Genomic DNA, 23,604 nt, shown 5'->3' on the forward strand with positions numbered 1-23,604 from the left:
TTAATGATTTTGGGCTAATTTTGCCACATCAATAAATGGAATCTCTTCGCCAGTATCTTTATTTTTAATAAAGATATCTAATTGATTGAATGCAATATCAATATTATTTTCTGCAAATAACTCATTCACACGGCGATTGAGAGCATCAAGCGTATCATTTCTCTCAGATACTTGCCCTACATAAACACGTAATTCGTGATCTAATGTACTTGCCCCAAAGGTCAAGAATAATGCTCTTGGTTCTGGATCTTTTAAGACACTTGGTTGCTCATGCGCGGCTTGCAATAATAAGCGTTTCACTAAGTCTAAATCTGAACCATACGCCACACCAACGGAAACCACTAAACGAGTAACGGTATTAGATAATGCCCAGTTGATCACTTGACCTGTTACAAAAGATTTATTTGGCACAATCACTTCTTTTCGATCAGGATCAATCATGGTAATGGCACGAATACGGAATTTCGCCACCGTCCCCGTAACACCATTAATTGTCACGGTATCGCCCACACGAATTGGACGCTCAAATAATAAAATGATGCCAGAAACAAAGTTCGCAAAAATTTCCTGCACACCAAAACCGAGACCAACGGAAAGGGCGGCAAATAACCATTGTAATTTAGACCATGACATCCCAAGCGTCGAAAATGCCCATGCGCCACCCACTGCAACCAAGATATAGGTTAATAATTTTGTAATGGTATAAGGCGTACCTGGTGAAAGTTTCACTCGAGAGAAGATTAATACTTCTAAAATACCTGGAATGTTACGCACTAAAATATAGGTAATCACAACAATGATTAACGCAACAATCAAGTTAAAGAGTGAAATCGTTTCTGTCACCACGCCCGCTTCAGTCGTTGAGGTTTGTTGCCACAAGGTAATATCACGCAAATAACTTACAACCGTAACTAAATCTGACCAGACATAATAGAAGATGGCAAAAAGTGCGGTCCAAATAAAGAGATCGGCAAAACGTAGTAACTGGCTCCGTACTTCATTTAAGGCTAATCCCTCTTCTTGTTCGGTAATCACGACCACATCATCAGAGGCTGAAGTATCACTTGAATCTTGTTGTTTTTGCTGACGTTTTTCTTGTAAACGTCGATAAGCTAAACGTCTTGATGCAACCGTAATACCACGATAAATAGTATGACGCACCAACGACCACACCACCCATGCAATGTAGGTATTAATAATATGCGTAATTAAATTTAAGGCGGTGTAATAATAGCCTAAAGCAACTAGTGCAATTAAAATAACAGGGACCAATTGCAATAAAACGCGCATAATTTTTAAAAGCGTTCTATCACGCTGATCCGTTACGCTTGAATTCAACGATTTTTCTGTGCGAACAAAACGTGGCGCAATAATCACAATACAGAAAAGCAAGGCAACAATGGTATTTATTTCACCCAATACGTCATTTGCTAAGCCTGTATCCATTACATTACTGAAAATTGATGTATTCAGTAATAACACAACAGAAACAATAATACGTTTCGTAACATCTTGTAGGCTAGCTGCACTCTCTTTAGCAAAACCAAAATGGCGCACTAAAATACCATTCGGACGAAGAATAGCTAAAACAAAACTAAAGAACCACCAATAGCCCGCCATACTGAGCGACCATTCCCAAAACTCCTGTGGATTTTTCACCAAGAAAAAGCCTAACAATTGGCAAGCCGCTAAGAACCAAAGGGTACCTGATAAAGATAAAAGTGCGGTATAAAATAACGCAAGTGGTGTATGCCATTGGCTATCCGAACGAAGCGTATTTATTTCGCCATTAATCACGCTCAAACGGTGTTTAATCGATTCTTTAAATTTGAAAATCAATCCACCAATCACAAACAAAATAAAGACATAAGTAAGTAAATACGGCAAATTATCGAAATTTGTCGGGAAGCCGATTTTCTTTCCAATACCATCAAGTTGTGCCTTGAGTGACATTGGCAGTTTTTTGATCCAATCTAAATTAATTGGATTATTACTTTTTACCCAGAAACTTTGTTGATCAAGTTTAGACTGGATCTGATCACTGATTTGTGTAATTTGTTGCTGGGTTAGCTCTAAGGAAATCGCCAAATTCAACTGATTATTCAATGACTTAATCAAATCAGAAGCCACTTTTCGACGTTCTGTCAATAAATTGGTTAATTGTGCTTTTTCCGCCGGTGTAAACGATTTGTTTTCATCCTGCTCAATTTTACTGATGTAGGCATCAATATCATAAAGCTCATTACGTTTTTGCGTAATATCGAAGATCTGTACACGCAAATCCGCAATTTGCTTTGAAAGACCTTGAATATTTAAATTGGTCGGTAATTTTTGTTTTTGTTGCTGAATAATGCGAGAAAGCACCAACGTGCCTTGTAACGCACTGATTTGCTCATCAATGGTACGTTGTGTCTGCGTTAAGTTATCCAACACATTTCGCATGCGTAATTCATCTTGCGTTAATGTATTGGTTTTCTCTGTTTGCTCAAGTAAATATTGGCTAAGCTGCGCATTCAAATTCAATTCTTTCTGAATCAACGGATTTTGCTCAACATTTTGGCTTTGTTGTTGTGCTTGCTCAACTTGGTTTTGTGTTTTAGCCAAATTCTTTTGATTAATCGCTTCTTGAATGGCTGCAATTTGTTGCTGCAATGCTTGAACACGAGTATTTAATAACTCATATCGACTTCGATAAAGCACAGTCAACTGATCGCTATTTTTTAATAGCACTTGATTATAGATATTTTTTAGCTCAATCAGTTGTAATTCAAGCTGAATTTGCTGTTTTAATAGTGAACTTGTCGTTGGATCAGCTAATTTCTGATTCAATTCTTGCGTACGTTTAACATTATCTGTTAAGGCTGTTTGAGCACGTTCCGACACAGAGCTCTGCCCTGCAAGTTGCGTATTCACCGCACTTAATGCAGATTGGGCATCTTGTTGTTGATTGGTCAGTTTCTCAACCTGAGCCTGTAGATTAGCTAAACTTTGTGAAGCATAATCGGTGTTACTTGGCGTGCTTAGCTGTTTTTTAAGATTTTGAAGATCAGCACTATTCTTCTGAATTTCAGAATCTGCATCAATAAGCGTATCTTGCAAATCGTTATTATTTTTTTGCTGTGTTTGAATTTGTTGCAAGAAATCAAGCGAAGCCTGGATTGTCGTGACGTTATTTGTTTTTTCATCACCATCTGGTAATTTTTGTGCCTCGGCTAATTCACTTTTTAGTGTTTTTTCCGTCGGTAAATCAGCATTATTATTCTCTGCCCAAACAGGCTGAGAAAGCGCCAGCGTAAAAACAAATGAAAGACCAAGTGCGGTCAAAACTCGAGAGATATTTTTCATTAAACTAACTTTCCTATTGTTGCAACAGCCAATCGGCGAGTGCTTTGCGAGAAATCTTTATTGCCCCTTGGATTAAATCCTGCGGGAGTTCATAGTAGGCAACGGGTTGCTTAAATCGTTCCAATCGTCCTTGTAAAAAAACGTTGAGAGATTCGACCGCACTTTCATTAAATGAGGTATGAAATTCAACAATCGCGACAGGGCGATGGCCAAATTCCTCATCATGTTGAGGCAAAACAAAGACTTGTTTCACCAAATCTGATTGTGCAATCACTTTTTCAATTTCTTCTGGTTGAATATTTTCACCTCCAGAAATAAACATATTATCCAATCGGCCTTGAATAACTAATTCGTCATCAAGCCATTGAGCTTTATCTTTTGTTTGGAACCAACCTTCGGCATTGGTGAGTGGAACAATATGTCCTTCTCGCCAATAGCCCATGGCAAGTCCAGCACCTTTTAACCAAACTTCTTCATTCACTAACTTGAACGCTCGCCCAAGCAAAGGTTGACCTACACCAACTTTTCCATCCGATTGTTTAGCGAATACAGTAGAAGCCATTTCGGTCATACCATAACCTGAATAACTGCGAATCCCTAATTCATTTAATGCTTGAGTTAATTTAACAGGGATTTGTGTTCCCCCCAATAATACCGCTTGCGTATGAATAGATTGAGGATGCTCTACCAAATAATCAAACCAACGTTGTAATTGCGTTGGCACGAGAGAAACATGGGAAACCTCTCCAATAGATTGATAAAAATCTTCTTTCGGTAAAACTAAGGTTGCACCTGCGTAAAGCCAGCGCCACACAATGCCTTGTCCGGAAACATGATAAAGCGGCAAAGAAAGTAGCCACGATTGATCTTTGCCAAAACTCATTAAGGCACAAACGCCTTCTGCATTAGCTAAATGAGCAGACACATTATGCACCACTGCTTTAGGTAAACCTGTCGAACCTGATGTGAGCGTCATTGTGGCTGCTTTTGTCAAATCCGCTTTATGCTCGGGTAATGCTTCAGCAGCTAAATAACGAATATCTTCAGTTTGATAACAAAAATCTATGCCGTGTACTTGGCACAATTCTTCTCTTTTTTCTTGAGGAAATGCAGGATTGATCCCTAAAATTTTTGCACCTAGCTGAATAACGGCTAAATAAAGAAATAAGATCTGTTCTGAATTTTTACCGCAAAAAGCGACCGCACTTTGCGCTGTCACACCTTGTTGTAAGAGAAAGACTTCTACTTGATTAATTTTCTCGGCAAGCTCCGCCCAAGTAAAAGGATCGCCCTGCGAATTTCGCAACGCGACCTGATTTGCATACGCTGAATTTTGGGCAAATGCTTGCCAAGGGAATTTTTGCATCGAATTAGTTGCTAACGAAATAAGGGCGAACTTCGTCAATTAAATATTCCGGCAAATGCATAGATTGCATCGCCCCTTCTAGCATCAGCATCTTACGACCACTATTGGTATTGGTAATCACCCAATATGGCGTGTCAGGAATTTGTTTCGGTTTCGTGTGATTACCCGCCACAAGCAAAGTCCCTTCGTCACGAGCAAAATAAACACGAGTACGACCTTGTAGGCTTTCTGTTGCCTGTGCGAAACTTTCTGGATTGGTACGATAAAGCGTCCGTAATATACTTAAAAAACGCACCACTGCTTTTGGCTCTTCTTTAAATTCAGCTGAATTCAAGAGTGCACGCACTTTATCAACAATGTGATTGATTGCTTCATCCGATTGTTTTTTCACTGCTTTTGGCGGCTCTGCAGGTTCAACTTTTGGTTGAGATGCTTCGGTTGTTTTATCCGTTAAAACAGGCTCAGAATGCACCGCACTTTTTGGCGTTTCAGCTGACGCGACTGATTCAAAGGTATCAACCGAGCTTGTTGCGTGAATAGGTAAATTCAACAAACGGCGAAGAATATCAGACGCACTTTCTCCAATAGATTGAGTTTGTGCCGCAATGTATTGATATAATTCTTCATCGACTTCAATTATCTTCATTTTTTTCTCTCCGTTTGCTAAAATTTTCGTCTATTATAACGATTTCTAACCAAATTCTCACGCAAAATATATGTCATCTTCCCAATTATTAAACCATCAATTTCACCAAACAAAACAATCAATTAATTCACCTACCTTAGTTTTCATTCATGGCTTGTTTGGAGATATGAATAATCTTGGTGTAATCGCCCGTGCATTTAGCGATAACTATAATATTTTGCGCGTAGATTTACGCAATCATGGACATAGTTTTCATTCAGAAACAATGAATTACGATGTCATGGCTGATGATGTGTGGCAACTTATCGATCACCTTCAATTAGATAAAGTGATTTTAATTGGTCATTCAATGGGCGGAAAAACAGCAATGAAAATGACCGCACTTCAACCGCAGCGTGTGGAAAAATTGATTGTTATTGATATTGCTCCAGTGGCTAATAGTAGTGCAGGACACGATGATGTGTTTCGTGGTTTATTTGCCGTTAAAAAAGCGCAGCCACAAACTCGTCAACAAGCTAAGCCTATTTTAGAAACTGAAATTGCCGATCCAAGTGTGGTGCAATTTATGTTGAAATCTTTTGAACCTACTTCAAGTGAATATTTTCGTTTCAATTTGACCGCACTTTTTGAACATTATGCAGAGCTAATGGATTGGCAAGAGATCTTTGCTAATACGCCTACTCTCTTCATCAAAGGCGGGCTTTCATCTTATATTAAACCTGAATATACAGAAACTATTCTTAAACAATTCCCGAATGCGACATCCTTTACCATTAATGGTTGTGGACACTGGGTTCACGCAGAAAAACCTGATTTTGTGATACGTGCGATTGATAGGTTTCTAAATAAGAATTAATCGTTTTAAATGAGAATTATTCTATTCAAATGAGAATTCATTTATGATATAGTTCGCACAAATTGTAGGGTTTTAGTCTCTCATCTTTATTTATTAACTAATTATATTTCAAAAGGAAAGAACGATGGCAGTTGTCGGTTTATTTTATGGTAGTGACACGGGTAATACAGAAAATATTGCAAAAATGATTCAAAAACAATTAGGCAATGAATTAGTTGATATTCGTGACATAGCAAAAAGCACGAAAGAAGATATCGAAGGTTATGATTTTTTACTTTTCGGTATTCCGACTTGGTACTACGGTGAAGCACAAGCAGATTGGGATGATTTCTTCCCAACCCTAGAAGAAATTGATTTTACTGACAAATTAGTGGGTATTTTTGGCTGTGGTGATCAGGAAGACTACGCTGATTATTTCTGCGATGCGATCGGTACAGTTCGTGATATCGTTGAACCACACGGTGCAATTATTGTCGGAAACTGGCCAACAGATGGTTATACCTTTGAATCATCAAAGGCACTATTAGATGATGGAAACTTTATCGGTTTATGTATTGATGAAGATCGTCAACCCGAACTCACTGCAGAACGTGTCGAGAAATGGACAAAACAGATCTATGATGAAATGTGTTTAGCAGAGTTAGCTTAACCATCTCTAATTTAACAAATTTAAGGGAATATTATGTCTGAAGAAAACATCAAATTACTCAAAAAAGCAGGGTTAAAAATTACTGAACCTCGACTCACTATCCTTGCATTGATGCAAGAGCACAAACATGAACATTTCTCAGCTGAAGAAGTGTATAAAATCTTGTTAGAACAAGGCAGTGATATTGGCCTTGCAACCGTATATCGAGTACTTAACCAATTTGATGAAGCGCATATCTTAATTCGTCATAATTTTGAAGGTAACAAGTCTGTTTTTGAACTTGCTCCAACAGAACACCACGATCACATTATCTGTGAAGATTGCGGTAAAGTATTTGAGTTTACTGATAATATTATCGAACAACGTCAAAAAGAAATCAGTGAACAACATGGCATCAAATTAAAAGCACACAGTTTATATCTCTACGGCAAATGTAGCGATATCAGCAAATGTGACGAGAAAAAATAATTCTTACTAAAAAACAAAAACCTTAGGCTAAAACCTAAGGTTTTTTATTCTCTCAACTAAAAGTACGGTCAAAATTAACCGCACTTTTGCGCATTAAGCCGCTGATTTAATAATCACTTTTGAGTCATCCCAGAAATCAACCGGTGCATTTACTACTGGTTTGATAATGCCCGCACGAATGGTAAAATCACCAAAGCCTTCGTTTGCATGACGCTCATTTGCCCAGCGGCCAATCAGAGTATCAAGTTCAGTGATAATTTCCGGAATCGTGATATTTTCTTTATAAAGACGTGGAATACGCACACCTTCACGATCCCCACCAATATGCAGATTGTAACGACCAATTGCTTTGCCCACTAAACCGATTTCCGCCAACATTGCGCGACCACAACCATTTGGACAACCGGTAATTCGCGTAACAATATAATCATCAGCCACATGATATTTCGCCATCACTTTATCCAGTTCATCAATAAAGCTTGGAAGAATTCGCTCTGATTCTGCCATCGCTAATGGACAGGTTGGGAAAGAAACGCAAGACATTGAGTTTTCACGTAATTTACTCACATCATCACGAATTAAACCGTAATCACGCGCAATTTGTTCAATTTGTGCTTTATCCTCTTCCGCTACATTTGCCACGATCAGATTTTGGTTGGCGGTGATACGAAAATCGCCCTTATGAATTTTGGCAATTTCCAATACCCCACTCAGTAATTTTTTCTCATCGTTATCCACCAAGCGGCCGCTTTCGATAAACAGGGTCAAATGCCAGTTGTTATCGATGCCTTTTACCCAACCAATACGATCGCCGCGTTCAGTAAATTTAAACGGACGAATCGGTTCAAATGGAATCCCCATACGACGTTCGACTTCGGCGCGGAAATTATCTAATCCCATGTTTTGAATGGTATAACGACTACGTGCATTTTTACGATCACTACGGTTACCAAAATCCCGTTGGGTTGTCACCACGGCTTCCGCTGCTTTTAAAGTGTATTCCAACGGCACATAACCCAGTTCAAGGGAAATATGCGGATAGGTTTTGGTATTGCCATGTTCAAGGGATAAACCACCGCCCACCAATACATTAAAACCAACCAAATTGCCGTTCTCGTCAGCAATCGCTACAAAATCTAAGTCATTTCCGTAACAATCCACATCATTGAGTGGTGGAATCACCACAGCTGTTTTAAATTTACGTGGCAAATAAGTTTTACCGAGAATCGGTTCTTCCTGTAAAAAATCATCGCTACTTTGGACTTTCTTACCATCAATCCATACATCTAAATATCCTCGTGTACGTGGTAACAGATGTTCTGAAATTTTCTTGGCATATTCATACGCCTGTTGGTGTAATGCCGATTCAATTGGATTGGAAGTACATAACACGTTACGGTTCATATCTGAAGCCGTAGCAATTGAGTCTAATCCCAGACTATGCAATAAACGATGCATGGTTTGTAATTGGCTTTTCGGCACACCGTGATATTGGAAAGTTTGACGATTGGTCAAACGAATCGAACGATAATAACTGTGTTCACGGGCGAATTTATCCAATTCAATCCATTGGAATGGTTTGATGATTCCCCCCGGTAAACGGCAACGTAACAGCATAAATTTCAACGGTTCGAGTTTTTCCTCTGCACGTTCGGCACGAATATCACGATCGTCTTGTTCATACATACCGTGGAAACGGATTAATTGAAAGTTATCCCCACGGAAACCACCGGTTAAGGAATCTTCTAAATCATCTAAAATGGTACCGCGTAAAAAGTTACTGTCGGTTTTTAAGCGTTCATTGTCAGAAAGCGGTTTCTCTTGCCATTCCAAGCCTTTTTGTTTGTTTTGCTCTGTCATTTTTTCACCCCACAAATCTAGTACACATCGCGTTGATAACGTTTTACTTCACGCAGTTCATTTAAATAATCTTCTGCTTCATCCGAACTTAAATTACCTTCTTTAGCAATGACGTCGAGTAATGCTTGTTCCACATCTTTTGCCATTTTTGATGCATCACCACAGACATAAAAATAAGCGCCCTCTTGTAACCATTGCCAAAGTGCAGTCGAATTTTCACGAATTTTATCTTGCACATAGATTTTCTTCTCTTGATCACGTGACCAAGCAAAATCGTATTTATGCAAGAAGCCATCTTTGGCAAATTGTTGCCATTCGGTTTGATAAAGAAAATCGCTGGCAAAATGCGGATTACCAAAAATCAGCCAGTTTTTCCCACTCGCCTCATCGGCTACACGTTGCTGCATAAAGGCACGGAATGGCGCCACGCCGGTACCAGAACCAACCATGATAATTGGCTTAGTCGTGTCATTTGGCAGACGGAAATTATCGTTATGTTCTACAAATACGCGCACAGCGCCATCTTCTTCTACGCGATCCGCTAAAAAGCTTGAGGCTGCGCCACTACGTGCTCGACCTTCATATTCAAAACGTACCACGCCAACGGTTAGATGCACTTCTTCCCCAACCTCTGCTGGAGAAGATGAAATGGAATACAAACGAGGCGTTAAAGGACGCAATAATGAAACCAGTTGTTCAGCGGTTAATTTTGCAGGAAATTTATGTAACACATCCACAATCGGTGTGCGTTGAACCAATTCTTGCAATGCTTGATTATCCGCAACCAAATCGTTTAACTGTTCGTTATGCGCCAAGGCTGCATAGCCTTTCACAAAAGCCGGCGTGTTTTGAGTAAGCTCTAAATGCGATAAAAGTGCGGTCGAAATAGTTTGCGCTTTTCCCTCAATTGTCACTTCTGTAGTAGGATCAATCTGTGCGAGCGATAAAATTTCATCGACTAACTTAGGATCATTGTCAAACCATACGCCGAGTGCATCCCCCGCTTGGTAATGAAGATCTGAGCCGGCTAAATCAAACTCTAAATGACGAACATCTTTATCAGACTGACGACCAGTAATTTTCTGGTTAGTGATTAACGTTGCAGAAAATGGATTGGCTTTATTGTATTGGCTTTCCTTGGCTACCGGTGCGGTTGTAGCAGTACCAATACTTTGCACAGCCGGTGAAGCCTGCGCAGCCTTTTCTTTTACGATAGCCACAATATCTCTGATCCATTGTTCCACGGTTGCACTGTAATCTAAATCTGCATCCACTCGCTTAAATAAACGCGTCGCGCCTAATTCGGCAAAACGCTGATCAAAATCCTTGCCTGCTTGGCAGAAATTTGGATAAGAACTATCCCCTAATCCCAACACAGCAAATTGCAATTCGGTGAGTTTTGGTGCTTTTTTACCGTTTAATAACTTATGCAATACCACACCTTCTTCCGGTGGCTCGCCTTCACCTTGCGTAGAAGTCACTAAGAGCAGGTATTTTTCATCAGCAATGGTTTTCGCTTTATAATCTTTTAAAGCGACACGTTTCACGGCAATACCGGCTTCTGTAAGCTCTGCGGCAACTTTATCTGCCACCGATTTAGCATTGCCGGTTTGGGAGCCTGAAAGCACAGTAATTGAAAAAGGTTCTGCCGAAAGTGCGGTCAAATTTGCTGCCAAATGTTGCCCTGCGACCTGTTGTTCTACACCGGAAGCTTGCGACCATGCATAACCGGAAAGCCATGCCAATTGAAGAGGAGTTAGCGTTGGTAAGAGATTCAGTATTTCTGTTGGTAATGGATTGTTGTGTTGCATAAGTTTCCCCACAAAAAAATGAGTAATATCAGTAAATTCACATATTAAAGAAAGCGCGACTTAGAGAATCATACCAGCTGCTACTGTGTTATAAGTTGCTTCATCAACTAAAATAAAAGCGCCACCAGCAATATTTTCTTCGTAAGTTGTGGCAACAATCGGTTTCTGTAAACTTAAACGCACTCTAGCAATATCATTCATCTTTAAGGCTGTAGCACCACTTTCTTGTTCTAGTGTATGAACGTTTAACACACTTTCAATTTCACTGATTTTGGCAAATACGGTTTGCGTACCATGTTTAAGTAAATATTTACGGGCGGTATTTAATGGGCGTTCATCAAACCAACAAATTGTGACTTCAAGTTGTTTTTTTGGTGTAAGTGGTGAACTTTCATCCACAAATAAATCACCACGGGAAATATCAATATCGCGATCTAAACGTAAGGTAATCACTTCCCCGGCCACCGCCTGTGTCACCTCACCTTTTGGCGTAATAATCTCAGTCACTTTAGCGGTTAATCCATTCGGTTCAATTCGAATAGTCTGCCCCTGTTGCACGGAACCGCGCTCAATTCGACCTTGATAACCGCGGAAATCATCAGCTTTATCCGCATCCTGACGTACGACTAATTGCACGGGGAAATAAAAATCAGCATTGGAATGACTCACCTCATCCACACTTGGTAAATTTTCTAAAATGGTAAGTAAAGGTTCACCTTGATACCAAGGGGTACTTTCACTTACATATACCAAGTTATCGCCAAGCAATGCAGATACCGGCACAAAATGTACATCTTTTAAACCAAGTTGTGCCGCCAATTGACGATACGCCTCCACAATGGCATTGAATTTTTCTTCGCTGTAATCCAATAAATCCATTTTATTTACCGCCACTAAAATGTGCGGGCAATTTAATTGACGTAAAATTGCTGAATGACGTTTGGTTTGTGGTAAGAGTTGTAACGGTTCCTCATCAAAATTCAGCTGAGAAGCATCAATTAAGACGATTGCAGCTGATGCAGTGCTCGCACCTGTCACCATATTACGGGTGTATTGCTCATGTCCTGGGGTATCGGCAATGATGAATTTACGTTTTGCCGTAGAGAAATAGCGATACGCCACATCAATGGTAATGCCCTGTTCACGTTCTGCTTCCAAACCATCTGTCAAAATAGAAAAATCAATGGCTTCTTTATTACCTTTCTCTTTTCCTGCGTTGAGGGTTTTAATTTGGTCGGTTAATAAAGCTTTACTATCGTAAAGTAAGCGGCCGATTAAGGTACTTTTCCCATCATCTACACTACCGGCAGTAATAAAACGAAGTGGAGTTGAATGTTGTGTCATATTTCTTCCTTATATTCTGTTAATTATTCTTTTGTATTTCATCATCTTTGAATAATGCCCCATATAAATCGCCTGAACGACTTTCAATTTTTAGAAAAATTTGTACTGTTCGAGCGTAGCGAGTTTACAAATTTTTCGTTAAGAAAATTGAAACAAAGTGAAGAGGAGCGATTTAATTGGGGGTGTGTTCTTTGCTACTTTCTTGCACAAGCAAGAAAGTAGAAATACTAAAAATACCCTTCTTTTTTTCTTTTCTCCATGGCGGCTTCGCTGGCTTGGTCATCTAGACGAGTCGCGCTGCGTTCAGAAATGTCGGCAATAGCGGTTTCTTCAATAATTTCTAATGGTGTTGATGCGGTGCTAGCCACTGGACAAGTACAGCTAATATCGCCCACAGTACGGAAACGAACATCTAATACTTCGCTGACTTCATTTGGCAATTTAGGGGTTAATGGCGTCACTGGTACTAACAAACCTTTACGACGTACAACTTCGCGTTTATGGCTGTAATAAATCGGAGGCAATTCCAAATTCTCACGAGCGATATATTGCCAAATGTCTAATTCCGTCCAGTTGGAAATCGGAAACACTCGCATATTTTCACCTTTATGTAATTTAGCATTGTACAGAGACCATAATTCCGGACGTTGTGCCTTAGGATCCCATTGGCCGAACTCATCACGGAACGAGAAAATTCGTTCTTTAGCACGAGCTTTTTCCTCATCACGACGAGCACCGCCCATCAAGGCATCAAATCCATTCTCTGCAATGGTTTCTAATAAAGTGACCGCCTGTGCCGCATTACGCGAATCCGTTTCTTTGCGTAATACCACCGTGCCTTTGGCAATGGAATCTTCCACATGCCCAACGACTAAGCGCGCGTTAAGTTTTGCCACTTGTTCATCTCGAAATTGGATCACTTCTGGATAGTTATGGCCGGTATCAATATGCACCAATGGAAACGGCAAATGTACCGGACGATCACCTAACTGGAATGCTTTACGGGCTAATGCCAGCAATACCACCGAATCCTTTCCACCGGAAAAAAGCAACGCCGGGTTTTCACATTCCGCAACGACTTCACGAATAATATGAATCGACTCTGCCTCGAGCCAGTCTAGATGTTGGTTGTTGAGTTCAGTTTTTGTCATGTTTTGCTTCCTATATTTTTCTACTTATGTAATCCACATTCCTTACTATCTTTACTCTCCCACCACCAGCGGCCAGCGCGAATATCTTCGCCCTGTTTAACTTGGCGGGTACAAGGTTCACAGCCAATGCTTGGAAAACCTTGATGGTAAAGCTCGTTATAAGGCACATTGTTCGCTAAGATATAAGCCCACACATCTGTTTCTGACCAATCAAAAATAGGATTGTATTTATCAATACCACGAGACTGATCTTGCTCAGCAAAAGGGAGCGCAGTACGTGTGGCCGATTGTTCTCGACGCTGTCCGGTCAGCCATGCATCTGCACCTTGAATCGCGCGATTTAACGGTTCGATTTTACGGATATGGCAACACTCGCGACGTAATTCCACGCTTTCATAAAAAGCAAATTTCCCTTTTTCTTCCTCGTAGCGAATCACTTCATCAGCAATCGGCTGAAAGCGTTCTATTTGAAGATGTGGATAGACTTTCTCAAGGTTGTCTAATAAATTTAACGTATCTTGATGAAGTAAACCGGTATCTAAAGTAAAAATACCAATATCTAAGTTTTCACGCGCAATGACATCGGTAATGACCATATCTTCTACAGCTAAACTGCTGGCAAAGCGTGCATCATGATGGTTATCAGCTATTTGATGTAAACGTTGCTTCAATGTGGCTGTTTTTTCTGCCAAACTCTCTTGTACATCAAAGCTAACAAGTGGAATTTGCCAAAAGTCGGTTTAAATAAACTCATCATCCACTCCTTACGCCACTTGACCGATGGTTAAATTTTCTAAGGTAAAGTGCGGTTGTTTTTGACGTTGTTTTTCTTCGCCAAACCATGCTAATTGTTCGTGTAATTTCACCACTTCTCCCACCACAATTAAGGCTGGTGTCTCTGCTTTTTCAGCTAATTCAGCTAAATTTGCAAGTGTGCCAATCGCTGTTTTTTGAGTAAGTTGAGTACCTTGGCTGATAATCGCAACAGGCGTATTCGCAGCTCGACCATATTGTTGTAAACGTTCAGCAATGACTTGAACTTTTAACGTCCCCATATAAATAACTAAGGTTTGATGACTTCTTGCTAAGGTTTGCCATTCAATATCAGACGCATCGGCTTTACGATGACCTGTCACAAAAATGGTACTTTGTGCATAATCACGGTGAGTTAATGGAATACCAGCATAGGCTGTTGCACCAATACCTGCTGTAATACCGGGTACAACCGAAAATGGAATTTGATGTTGAGCTAATACTTCTAATTCTTCGCCACCGCGTCCAAAAACGAAAGGATCGCCGCCTTTTAAACGCACTACTCGCTTGCCTTGTTGGGCAAGGGTTAATAACAATTGGTTGGTTTCTTCTTGTGCGACAGAACGACCATTGGCACGTTTCCCCACAAAAATACGTTCTGCATCACGACGAATCAAAGAAAGAATCTCACCAGAAACCAATGCATCGTAAAGCACCACATCAGCTTGTTGAATTTCCTGTAAACCGTTAAGAGTTAATAACCCAGCATCGCCAGGACCTGCACCAACTAAAGAGACAAAACCACCTTGATAGTTATTTTCTAGTTGCTCAGCCAATTCCTCTTCAGCTTGTGCCTCTTGTTGATTCTTAACGAGACTTGCAAAACGTCCGCTAAACATTTTTTCCCAAAAACGGCGACGTTCGGTGACCGATGCCAATTTTGCTTTTACTTGATCACGCCACTTACCAGAAATCTCAGCGATTTTGCCCAAATGTTGTGGCAATAATGCTTCCAGTTTCTCACGTAATAAACGGGCTAATACCGGCGCCTTGCCACCACTCGAAATCGCAATTTGGATCGGGTTACGATCAATAATAGAAGGGAAGATAAAACTACAATGAGGTTGATCATCCACCACATTGACTAATTTATGTTGGCTTTCGGCTAAATGGAAAATACGGTGATTTAATACCTCATCATTTGTTGCCGCGATCACTAACATCACCGTTCTCATTTGTTCGACATTAAATTCTTTGGCAATCCATAGCACTTTATTTTGACGTTCAAGCTCGCTTAATTCCTCATTTAATTGGCGAGCAACAATACGGACTTGAGCATTTGCTTTGAGCAACAACCCAACTTTACGAGCAGCCACTGAACCACCGCCGACAACAAGTACTGGGCGACCAGTTAAATCAGCAAAAAGTGGAAAATAATTCATGGGTATCACTCCTATTTATTCACTTTATCAGCACGTTGTGCACTGATATATAGACGATCAAATAAGCCGTTATCGACAAAATGTTTGGTATTAATCGCCTCCCACGAACCAAAACGTTGGTTCACATCAAATTGATTCACTTCGGGAAAAAGTGCGGTCGTTTTAGCAATAATTTTTTTATCTGTCGGACGGAAATAATTTTGGGCAGCCAGTTCCTGTGCTTGGGGTGACCATAAATAGCTCAAATAATCATGGGAAAGTTGATGCAAACCATCTGCCTGCGTATTTTTATTCACTTCCGCCACATAAATTGGGGTATAGGCCGTTATACTTGGGTACACCACTTCAACGCTATTTTCACCCAGTGTTTTAGCGGCTAACGCTGCTTCATTTTCCGGGGCAATTAAAACATCACCGATATTACGCTGCGTAAAAGAAATACTGGCACTGCGCGCACCCGCCTCTAAAACCGGCACATTTCTTAGCAGGCGTAACATAAAATCTTGTGGTTTATCACTATGCTGTTCGGCATAAGCTAAAGCCGATAAATAAGCAAAGCGCCCGTTCGCAGAGGTTTTAGGATTAGCAAACACCACTTTGACATCATCACGTACCAAATCCGACCAGTCTTGAATGTGTTTTGGATTTCCTTTTCTCACCAAAAGCACCATCACCGAACCAAAAGGAACGGCACCATTCGGTAATACTTGCTGCCAATCTGCATCCACTAAGCCTTTTTTAACTAAAGCGTCGATATCATTACTTTGTGTCAACGTCACCACATCTGCAGGCAAGCCATTTAACACGCCTAACACTTGTTTACTGGCGCCACCATGCGATTGTGAAATCATCACATCTGAGGGAAATTCACGTTGAAAGGTGATGTTATATTCCTTATAGAAATCACGAATCACGTCATAGGACACATTCAATAGCACCGTTTTTTGTTCCGTACTGGTATGCCATAAACAAGCTGCCAAACCGAAAGAAAGCACTGAAAATAAAGCGATTTTTTTCATTTTTACTCTCCTCCGTTATTACCCTCAATTTCGTGTGGCTAAATTTATATCGCAAAATGTTAAGTACAAAAAATAACGAAAAAGCATTTTATAGAACAAAATGAAATATAAAATGAAAAACCAAACGTTTTCTTATTTCACTTTGGAATATTAAATAAATTTCCGTTCTTTGCCATTATGGAAAAGAGCGGTTATTTTTTTGAACATTTCAAAACGCTTACAAAGCTTAGGTATTTATCTGTTGTGAAGGTGGGATAATGAAAACCGTATTACCAGGATTTAAACGAAGTATATTGATTACATTAGCCTGGCTCGGCTCAATGGTATTATTGCCATTAACATTACTTGTGCTCACTGCCTGGCAGTTAAAATGGGCTGATATCGTTCAAATCATCACGAGTGAACGAGTGATCTCATCCTTAACGCTATCCTTTGAAATGGCGGTAATCGCGACGTTAATTAATATCGTTTTTGGCTTTTTATTGGCATGGGTTTTAGTGCGTTATGACTTTCCAGGTAAGAATCTCGTCAACGCGTTAGTGGATTTACCTTTTGCTTTACCCACTGCCGTTGCTGGTATCGCACTTGCCTCGCTTTATGCTCCGACTGGACTGATTGGGCAATGGCTAAGCCATTTAGGGATTCAACTCGCTTATACTCCAAGTGGTATTGCGATTGCGTTGATTTTTGTCAGCTTGCCTTTTACCGTTCGAGCGATTCAACCCGTATTAGCAAATCTCGATCCTAGCTATGAAGAAGCAGCTCAAATTTTAGGTGCATCTAGATTAACAACGTTGCGAAAAGTCATCATCCCGGTGGTATTGCCTGCATTAATAGGTGGCGCAGGTATGGGATTTGCGCGATCGCTTGGTGAATACGGCTCGGTAATTTTTATTGCAGGTAATGTGCCACTTGTATCCGAAATTGCACCATTGATTATTATGTCAAAACTTGATTTATATGACGTGCAAGGTGCATCTGTGGTTGCATTATTAATGCTTGCCATTTCATTTCTGTTGATTTTATTCATTAACTTAGCGCAGTGGTCTGTTGCCAAATGCATTAGTCCAATTCGATAAGAGGTATTTATGAAAACCCAATCGTGGCAAAAATGGATCTTAATTCTGACCGCACTCAGTTTTTTTACGATCATATTATTGCTCCCATTATTTACCGTATTCTATTCAGCCCTTGAACAAGGAATTGGTCTATTTTTCGCTGCATTAAAAGAACCTGAAGCCTTAGCGGCTATTTGGCTTACGATTAAAGTCTCTTTAATTGTATTACCTATTAACATTTTTATCGGTGTGGTTATGGCTTGGGCTATTGCTTATTTTGACTTTAAAGGGAAAAGCTTATTAACCGCACTACTCGACCTCCCCTTTTCCATTTCACCAGTGGTTGTAGGATTAATGTTCTTACTGCTGTTTGGGTTAGATGGACTTTGGGGCGCATGGCTTGCTGAACACCATATTCGTTTTATGTTTGCTACGCCAAGCATTGTTATCGTGACTTTATTCGTCACCTTTCCACTTATTGCAAAATCATTAATTCCAACCATGTCAGCACAAGGCACAAGTGAGGAACAAGCTGCGTTAATCTTAGGTGCATCCACTTGGCAACTTTTCTGGCACGTAACGCTACCAAAAATAAAATGGGCATTAATTTATGGTGTGATTTTAAGTAACGCTCGTGCAATGGGTGAATTCGGTGCCGTGAGTGTTGTATCTGGGCATATTCGCGGTTTGACTAATACCATCCCACTTTATGTAGAAATCAGTTACAACGAATATCAATTTGTTGCCGCATTTGCTTGCGCCAGTTTATTAGCATTAATCGCAGTGGGAACACTGGGATTGCAAAACGTAGTGAGATATGTGGAAAAGAAAAAAATCCAAGAATAACAACAGGAACACAATACATGACAATCAAAATCCAGCAACTAAACAAACACTTTGGACAGTTTCATGCGTTGAAAGATATCAATCTCAGCTTTCCGGAAAATCAGCTAACCGCCTTGCTTGGACCTAGTGGTTGTGGAAAAACAACGCTATTAAGGATCATTGCCGGATTAGAATTTGCTGATAATGGACACATTTGGTTTGGTGAAAAAGAGGTGACTCAACTTTCAGCTGCTGAACGCGGTGTCGGCTTTGTGTTTCAGCATTATGCACTGTTTCAAAATATGACCGTCTTTGACAATGTCGCTTTTGGCTTAACGGTGAAACCTCGTAGAGAACGTCCCTCTGCAGAAGAAACTCGCGAAAAAGTCACCGCACTTTTAAAGCTAGTAAAACTTGAATGGCTAGCCGATCGCTACCCTAATCAACTTTCTGGAGGACAAAAACAACGTATAGCCTTAGCTCGCTCCCTTGCTGTTCAACCGAAAGTCTTATTACTTGATGAACCCTTTGGTGCATTGGATGCTCAAGTTCGTAAAGAATTACGTCGTTGGCTACGGGAATTGCAACATGAACTCAATGTGACCAGTATTTTCGTTACCCATGATCAAGATGAAGCATTAGATATGTCTGATCGTATTGTGGTGATGAATAAAGGTCAAGTGGAGCAAATTGATGAGCCTAGCCAAATCTATCATGCACCGCAAACCCCTTTCGTCACGCAATTTGTGGGGGATGTTAATGTGTTCCATGGACACATTGATCAAGGCAATTTAGTCATTGGTGAATTTGCTCATAATTTACAAACACATAGCAATGCGACTCATGCAGTCAATAACCAATCTGCAACGGCTTATATTCGCCCTTACGAACTGACGCTTTCGCGTGAATCTCATAATGCCTTAGCGAGTGGTACGATTCGTCATATTAATGCTATTGGTTTTATCGTGAGAATTGAAGTAGAAAGTTCGCAAACTGAACAACCTATTGAAGTCATTCTTACCAAAGAAAACTATCTCAATGCGCAATATAAAATAGGTGATCAAGTTTATCTCGTTCCGGATAAATTAAATCTATTTCAAGAAATGAATATCTAGAAAAGTAAAAGTGCGGTCAAAATCAACCGCACTTTTTATATTTAAAGGAGAAAATTATTTTTTACCTAATTGCGGTAACACTGAATCTTTACCCGCAGTTAATAAACCAACTTGAGAGTAGATACTTAATTTGCCACGTGTATCTGCTACGTCTAAATTACGCATAGTTAATTGACCAATACGATCGATTGGATCAAATGGTGCATTTTCCACTTTTTCCATACTTAAACGTTCAGCCGCATAAGTTAAGTTTGGTGATTCAGTATTTAAGATTGAGTAGTCATTACCACGACGAAGTTCTAATGTCACTTCACCAGTCACCGCACGAGCGACCCAACGTTGTGCTGTTTCACGTAACATTAACGCTTGTGGATCAAACCAACGACCTTGGTATAACAAACGACCTAAACGTAAACCGTTGATACGATATTGTTCAATAGTATCTTCATTATGAATACCCGTTACTAAACGTTCATAAGCGATATGGAATAATGCCATTCCCGGTGCTTCATAAATACCACGTGATTTAGCTTCGATAATACGGTTTTCAATTTGGTCTGACATGCCTAAACCATGACGACCACCAATACGATTTGCTTCTAAGAAAAGATCCACCACATTATCAAATGTTTTACCGTTTAATGCAACCGGCACACCTTCTTCAAAACGAACAGTCACCACTTCTGGTTTTACTTGAACATTTTCATCCCAAAATGCCACGCCCATAATTGGTTTCACAATTTTAATACCAGTGCTTAATTCTTCTAAGTCTTTCGCTTCGTGTGTCGCACCTAACATATTAGAGTCAGTTGAATACGCTTTTTCTACCGACATTTTGTAGTCAAAACCATTTGCGATTAAGAATTGTGACATTTCAAAGCGACCGCCCAACTCATCGATAAATTGTTGATCTAGCCATGGTTTGTAAATTTTTAAATTTGGGTTGGTTAATAAGCCATAACGGTAAAAACGCTCAATATCATTACCTTTGAAAGTTGAGCCATCACCCCAGATATTCACATCATCTTCTTTCATTGCCGCAACAAGCATCGTACCTGTTACCGCGCGACCAAGTGGTGTGGTGTTGAAATAGGTTGCTCCACCAGTAGAAATATGGAATGCGCCACATTGAATAGCCGCAATTCCTTCATGAGCTAACTGCGCACGACAATCCACTAAACGCGCATTTTCTGCACCATATTCCATCGCTTTTTTAGGAATTGCATTGTAATCATCTTCATCTGGTTGACCTAAGTTTGCCGTATAAGCATAAGGTACTGCACCTTTTTGACGCATCCAAAGTAATGCCGCACTAGTATCTAGCCCGCCTGAAAAAGCAATACCAACTTTTTGACCTTTAGGTAAATGTTGCAGAATCGTATTTGACATATTTTATTTCCTTCATTTTGGTTATGGTGAATGAGTATTTAAAAAGTGCGGTCAAAAATCACTGCGCTTTTCTAACATATCATCGGGACTTGGATAACGATAAGTAAAGCCTAAATCTCGACAAATTTTATCTGCCATAATGATTCGTTTTGGATCCGAATCACTACATTCAAATTGTGGTATGGATAAATCATAAAATACCGCTGCTTTTGTGTAATATTCTGTTCGAGTAGGATGAATTGGGGCGCAAAGATGGTAAGTTCGCAATCCATTTGGATTCATGAGTAAGGCAGTAATAGCTTGAATGCAATCTTCAAGATGCACCAAATTAACAGGCGAATTACCTTGTTTTAAATTGCATTTTCCTGCTAAAAATTTAACCGGATGGCGTTGTTTACCAATTAATCCTGCAAGTCGAAGAACATCACAATAAGATATTTCTGATTGGAATAAACACTGCTCGGCTTGTATCAGTGTTTTGCCAATTTCTGTTTCAGCTGAAAGTTGGGCACCTTCATCAAATTGCCCCGAAATATTAGAAAAAACAGACGTTGAACTGGTAAAAATCAAGTGCTGTACACCTTGCTTCTTGGCTTGATTAATTAAAAAAGCAAGATATTCACAATACTGTTGAGAAGAAAAACTGCTAGGTGGTAGGGTGATAATGAGAGCATCTACATTAAAAAGAGGGCGAATATGGTCTGGTAAACTCATCATTTCCTCAGAAAGCGAAAAAGGATAAGTTTCAATGCCTAGCTGATGCAATTTTTGAGCATCCTCAGGGGATTGTTTTGAGCCCTTTACACACCAACCAAGCTCTTTTAAATGCAGCGCCAGCGGTAAGCCTAACCAACCTAAACCAACTATCGCAACAGATTTCATACTCTTTTATTCACAATATTTTATCCATAAAAATCCCTGCTATTCTAAAGCATAGCAGGGAGTTTGTTAATGTTATTTTGTTAATAAATCCAAAGCTTCTTGATATTTAGCCACTGTTTTTTCAATCACTTCTGTTGGTACTTTTGGTGCTGGCGGTTGTTTATTCCAGCCACTTTGTTCTAACCAATCTCGTACAAATTGCTTATCAAATGACGGTGGATTTGTGCCTTCTTTATAAGTATCAACTGACCAAAAACGGCTAGAATCCGGTGTTAATACCTCATCCATTAAAGTGAGCGTGCCATTTTCATCTAAACCAAATTCAAATTTAGTATCACAAATAATAATACCTTTAGTCAGCGCATATTTTGCTGCCTCAGTATAAAGCGCAATCGCTTTTTCTCTCACTTGTGCTGCTAACTCTACGCCAATTGCTTTTTCACATTGTTCATAGCTGATATTGATATCGTGGTTGCCCACTTCTTCTTTACTTGATGGTGTGAAAATCGGCTCTGGTAATTTACTTGCCTCAACTAATCCTTCTGGCAATTTCAAACCACAAATAGTGCCAGTTTGCTTATAATCTTTTAGCCCACTACCTGTTAAATAACCACGCACGATAGACTCAATTTTAATTGGATTCAAACGTTTGCAAACCACTGCTCGAGCTTTCACTAAATCAGCTTCTTCTTTTGGTAACACATCATAAACTGAATCGCCAGTAAAATGATTTGGCATAATATGGGCTAACTTATTAAACCAGAAATTGGAAATTTGAGTCAGGATTTCACCTTTGCGTGGGATAGGATCATCTAAAATCACATCAAATGCAGACAAACGGTCACTGGCAACCATTAACATTCGTTTATCATCGATCTCATAAAGATCACGCACTTTTCCCGAATAGATTTTTTTTAGACTAAGTTGTGTCATTACTTGCACCTTTAATTATAAGAATAAAAACTCGGTGGATATTGTACCGCACTTTTAGCGCAAACGTTTGCTTTTTTTTTAAAAAATAAAAGCGAATAAAAAAACAGGCTATAAAAAGCCTGTTTTTTGTATATCACTTGTCGCCTTATCGCCAAATTGCCCCTTTGGTTTTTGCTCCACGGGTATTGATATTCGTTTTGATTGCACCTTTTAAATTGGCGCCAGTAAGATCTGCGCCTGCTAAGTTAGAATTGGTTAAATTAGCGCCTTTTAAGTTAGCTTTATGAAAGTTAGCCCCACTTAAATTTGTATTTGTGAAGTCAGCGCCTTGCAAATTCGCATTGCTAAAGTTTGCATTGGCAAGATCTGAATTGGTAAATGACTGTCCTGCCAAATCTTGACCAGAGAAATCTTGTCCACCTAAAGCAGCATTAACTTTATCTGAAGATGAATCACCACTAGGGATATATGTCGTTTCGCCGTTGTGAGTAATAACTGTACCATTTACAACAGTACTTTTTTTACCCGAGATAGTTTGTACTGATTCTCCGCCATCCGTTGCACTATTAATAATTTTACCCTTTACTGTAACTGATTGATGATTATCAGCTTGAGCATAGCTAGATAATGCTGCAAAACTAAATAATGCGATAGCTAATTTTGAATAAACGTGCTTCATGTTTACCTTCCTT

Annotated in this window: 20 protein-coding genes; 6 read left to right on the forward strand and 14 right to left on the reverse strand. The window is 39.7% G+C overall.

All coding sequences use genetic code 11. From position 1 onward, the window contains the following. The 3 genes from mscK to seqA are packed head-to-tail and all read right to left on the reverse strand — an operon-like array spanning position 1 to position 5,357. A complete protein-coding gene (gene mscK, locus HMPREF3263_RS05710) occupies positions 1-3,345 on the reverse strand; it encodes a mechanosensitive channel MscK (RefSeq protein ID WP_049371271.1) in 3,345 nt (1,114 codons plus the stop codon). A 13-nt stretch (positions 3,346-3,358) separates the two neighbouring features. Then, positions 3,359-4,711: an o-succinylbenzoate--CoA ligase gene (menE, locus tag HMPREF3263_RS05715; protein ID WP_049371272.1), complete on the reverse strand. Its 1,353-nt coding sequence runs from the start codon at positions 4,709-4,711 to the stop codon at positions 3,359-3,361. Between the two features lie 4 nt (positions 4,712-4,715). Beyond that, a complete protein-coding gene (gene seqA, locus HMPREF3263_RS05720) occupies positions 4,716-5,357 on the reverse strand; it encodes a replication initiation negative regulator SeqA (protein WP_049371273.1) in 642 nt (213 codons plus the stop codon). Positions 5,358-5,427: 70 nt separating this feature from the next. On the opposite strand from seqA, the gene HMPREF3263_RS05725 reads away from it, so the two are divergent. The 3 genes from HMPREF3263_RS05725 to fur all read left to right on the forward strand — a co-directional run bounded on the left by HMPREF3263_RS05725 (position 5,428) and on the right by fur (position 7,330). Continuing rightward, positions 5,428-6,213: an alpha/beta fold hydrolase gene (locus HMPREF3263_RS05725; RefSeq protein ID WP_049371274.1), complete on the forward strand. Its 786-nt coding sequence runs from the start codon at positions 5,428-5,430 to the stop codon at positions 6,211-6,213. A gap of 124 nt (positions 6,214-6,337) precedes the next feature. Then, positions 6,338-6,862 carry a flavodoxin FldA gene (fldA, locus tag HMPREF3263_RS05730; protein ID WP_005695733.1) on the forward strand — a complete coding sequence of 175 codons (525 nt, stop codon included), beginning with the start codon at positions 6,338-6,340 and terminating at the stop codon, positions 6,860-6,862. A 33-nt stretch (positions 6,863-6,895) separates the two neighbouring features. Next, a complete protein-coding gene (gene fur, locus HMPREF3263_RS05735) occupies positions 6,896-7,330 on the forward strand; it encodes a ferric iron uptake transcriptional regulator (protein ID WP_005695732.1) in 435 nt (144 codons plus the stop codon). 93 nt (positions 7,331-7,423) lie between these two features. On the opposite strand, the gene cysI is transcribed toward fur, so the two are convergent. The 7 genes from cysI to HMPREF3263_RS05770 all read right to left on the reverse strand — a co-directional run bounded on the left by cysI (position 7,424) and on the right by HMPREF3263_RS05770 (position 16,710). Then, a complete protein-coding gene (cysI, locus tag HMPREF3263_RS05740; RefSeq protein WP_049371275.1) occupies positions 7,424-9,190 on the reverse strand; it encodes an assimilatory sulfite reductase (NADPH) hemoprotein subunit in 1,767 nt (588 codons plus the stop codon). Between the two features lie 17 nt (positions 9,191-9,207). Next, positions 9,208-11,001, reverse strand: coding sequence for an assimilatory sulfite reductase (NADPH) flavoprotein subunit (locus HMPREF3263_RS05745; protein WP_070853082.1), 1,794 nt, complete (start codon positions 10,999-11,001; stop codon positions 9,208-9,210). Between the two features lie 60 nt (positions 11,002-11,061). Then, complete coding sequence (locus tag HMPREF3263_RS05750) at positions 11,062-12,345, reverse strand: sulfate adenylyltransferase subunit 1 (protein WP_070853083.1); 1,284 nt, start codon at positions 12,343-12,345, stop codon at positions 11,062-11,064. 227 nt (positions 12,346-12,572) lie between these two features. Further along, on the reverse strand, positions 12,573-13,496 hold the full coding sequence (cysD, locus tag HMPREF3263_RS05755) for a sulfate adenylyltransferase subunit CysD (protein WP_049362808.1): 924 nt from the start codon (positions 13,494-13,496) through the stop codon (positions 12,573-12,575). A gap of 20 nt (positions 13,497-13,516) precedes the next feature. Further along, the gene (locus tag HMPREF3263_RS05760) at positions 13,517-14,188 is read right to left on the reverse strand and encodes a phosphoadenylyl-sulfate reductase (protein ID WP_256337416.1); all 672 of its coding nucleotides are present in this window, start codon (positions 14,186-14,188) and stop codon (positions 13,517-13,519) included. Positions 14,189-14,260: 72 nt separating this feature from the next. Then, on the reverse strand, positions 14,261-15,691 hold the full coding sequence (cysG, locus tag HMPREF3263_RS05765; protein ID WP_070853085.1) for a siroheme synthase CysG: 1,431 nt from the start codon (positions 15,689-15,691) through the stop codon (positions 14,261-14,263). 11 nt (positions 15,692-15,702) lie between these two features. Further along, positions 15,703-16,710, reverse strand: coding sequence for a sulfate ABC transporter substrate-binding protein (locus tag HMPREF3263_RS05770; RefSeq protein WP_070853086.1), 1,008 nt, complete (start codon positions 16,708-16,710; stop codon positions 15,703-15,705). A gap of 257 nt (positions 16,711-16,967) precedes the next feature. On the opposite strand from HMPREF3263_RS05770, the gene cysT reads away from it, so the two are divergent. From cysT to HMPREF3263_RS05785, 3 genes are read left to right on the forward strand one after another with little or no spacing between them, the layout of a single operon-like run. Further along, positions 16,968-17,789 carry a sulfate ABC transporter permease subunit CysT gene (gene cysT / locus HMPREF3263_RS05775; protein ID WP_070853087.1) on the forward strand — a complete coding sequence of 274 codons (822 nt, stop codon included), beginning with the start codon at positions 16,968-16,970 and terminating at the stop codon, positions 17,787-17,789. Between the two features lie 9 nt (positions 17,790-17,798). Beyond that, positions 17,799-18,614 (forward strand): sulfate ABC transporter permease subunit CysW, encoded by an 816-nt coding sequence (gene cysW / locus HMPREF3263_RS05780; protein ID WP_005695722.1) that lies wholly within the window; start codon positions 17,799-17,801, stop codon positions 18,612-18,614. Between the two features lie 17 nt (positions 18,615-18,631). Then, the gene (locus HMPREF3263_RS05785; protein WP_070853088.1) at positions 18,632-19,708 is read left to right on the forward strand and encodes a sulfate/molybdate ABC transporter ATP-binding protein; all 1,077 of its coding nucleotides are present in this window, start codon (positions 18,632-18,634) and stop codon (positions 19,706-19,708) included. Between the two features lie 54 nt (positions 19,709-19,762). On the opposite strand, the gene argG is transcribed toward HMPREF3263_RS05785, so the two are convergent. From argG to HMPREF3263_RS05805, 4 genes are all read right to left on the reverse strand, one after another. Beyond that, a complete protein-coding gene (gene argG, locus HMPREF3263_RS05790) occupies positions 19,763-21,097 on the reverse strand; it encodes an argininosuccinate synthase (RefSeq protein ID WP_005698733.1) in 1,335 nt (444 codons plus the stop codon). A 51-nt stretch (positions 21,098-21,148) separates the two neighbouring features. Then, positions 21,149-21,979 (reverse strand): Rossmann-fold NAD(P)-binding domain-containing protein, encoded by an 831-nt coding sequence (locus tag HMPREF3263_RS05795; protein ID WP_005698771.1) that lies wholly within the window; start codon positions 21,977-21,979, stop codon positions 21,149-21,151. Between the two features lie 72 nt (positions 21,980-22,051). Next, positions 22,052-22,912, reverse strand: a complete 861-nt coding sequence (locus HMPREF3263_RS05800) for a phosphoribosylaminoimidazolesuccinocarboxamide synthase (protein ID WP_005698757.1) — start codon at positions 22,910-22,912, stop codon at positions 22,052-22,054. A gap of 145 nt (positions 22,913-23,057) precedes the next feature. Continuing rightward, positions 23,058-23,591 carry a pentapeptide repeat-containing protein gene (locus HMPREF3263_RS05805; RefSeq protein ID WP_005698777.1) on the reverse strand — a complete coding sequence of 178 codons (534 nt, stop codon included), beginning with the start codon at positions 23,589-23,591 and terminating at the stop codon, positions 23,058-23,060. Positions 23,592-23,604 lie beyond the last annotated feature (13 nt).

This window comes from Haemophilus sp. HMSC61B11 (assembly GCF_001838615.1).
GTDB classification, from domain to species: Bacteria; Pseudomonadota; Gammaproteobacteria; order Enterobacterales; family Pasteurellaceae; genus Haemophilus_D; species Haemophilus_D parainfluenzae_AD.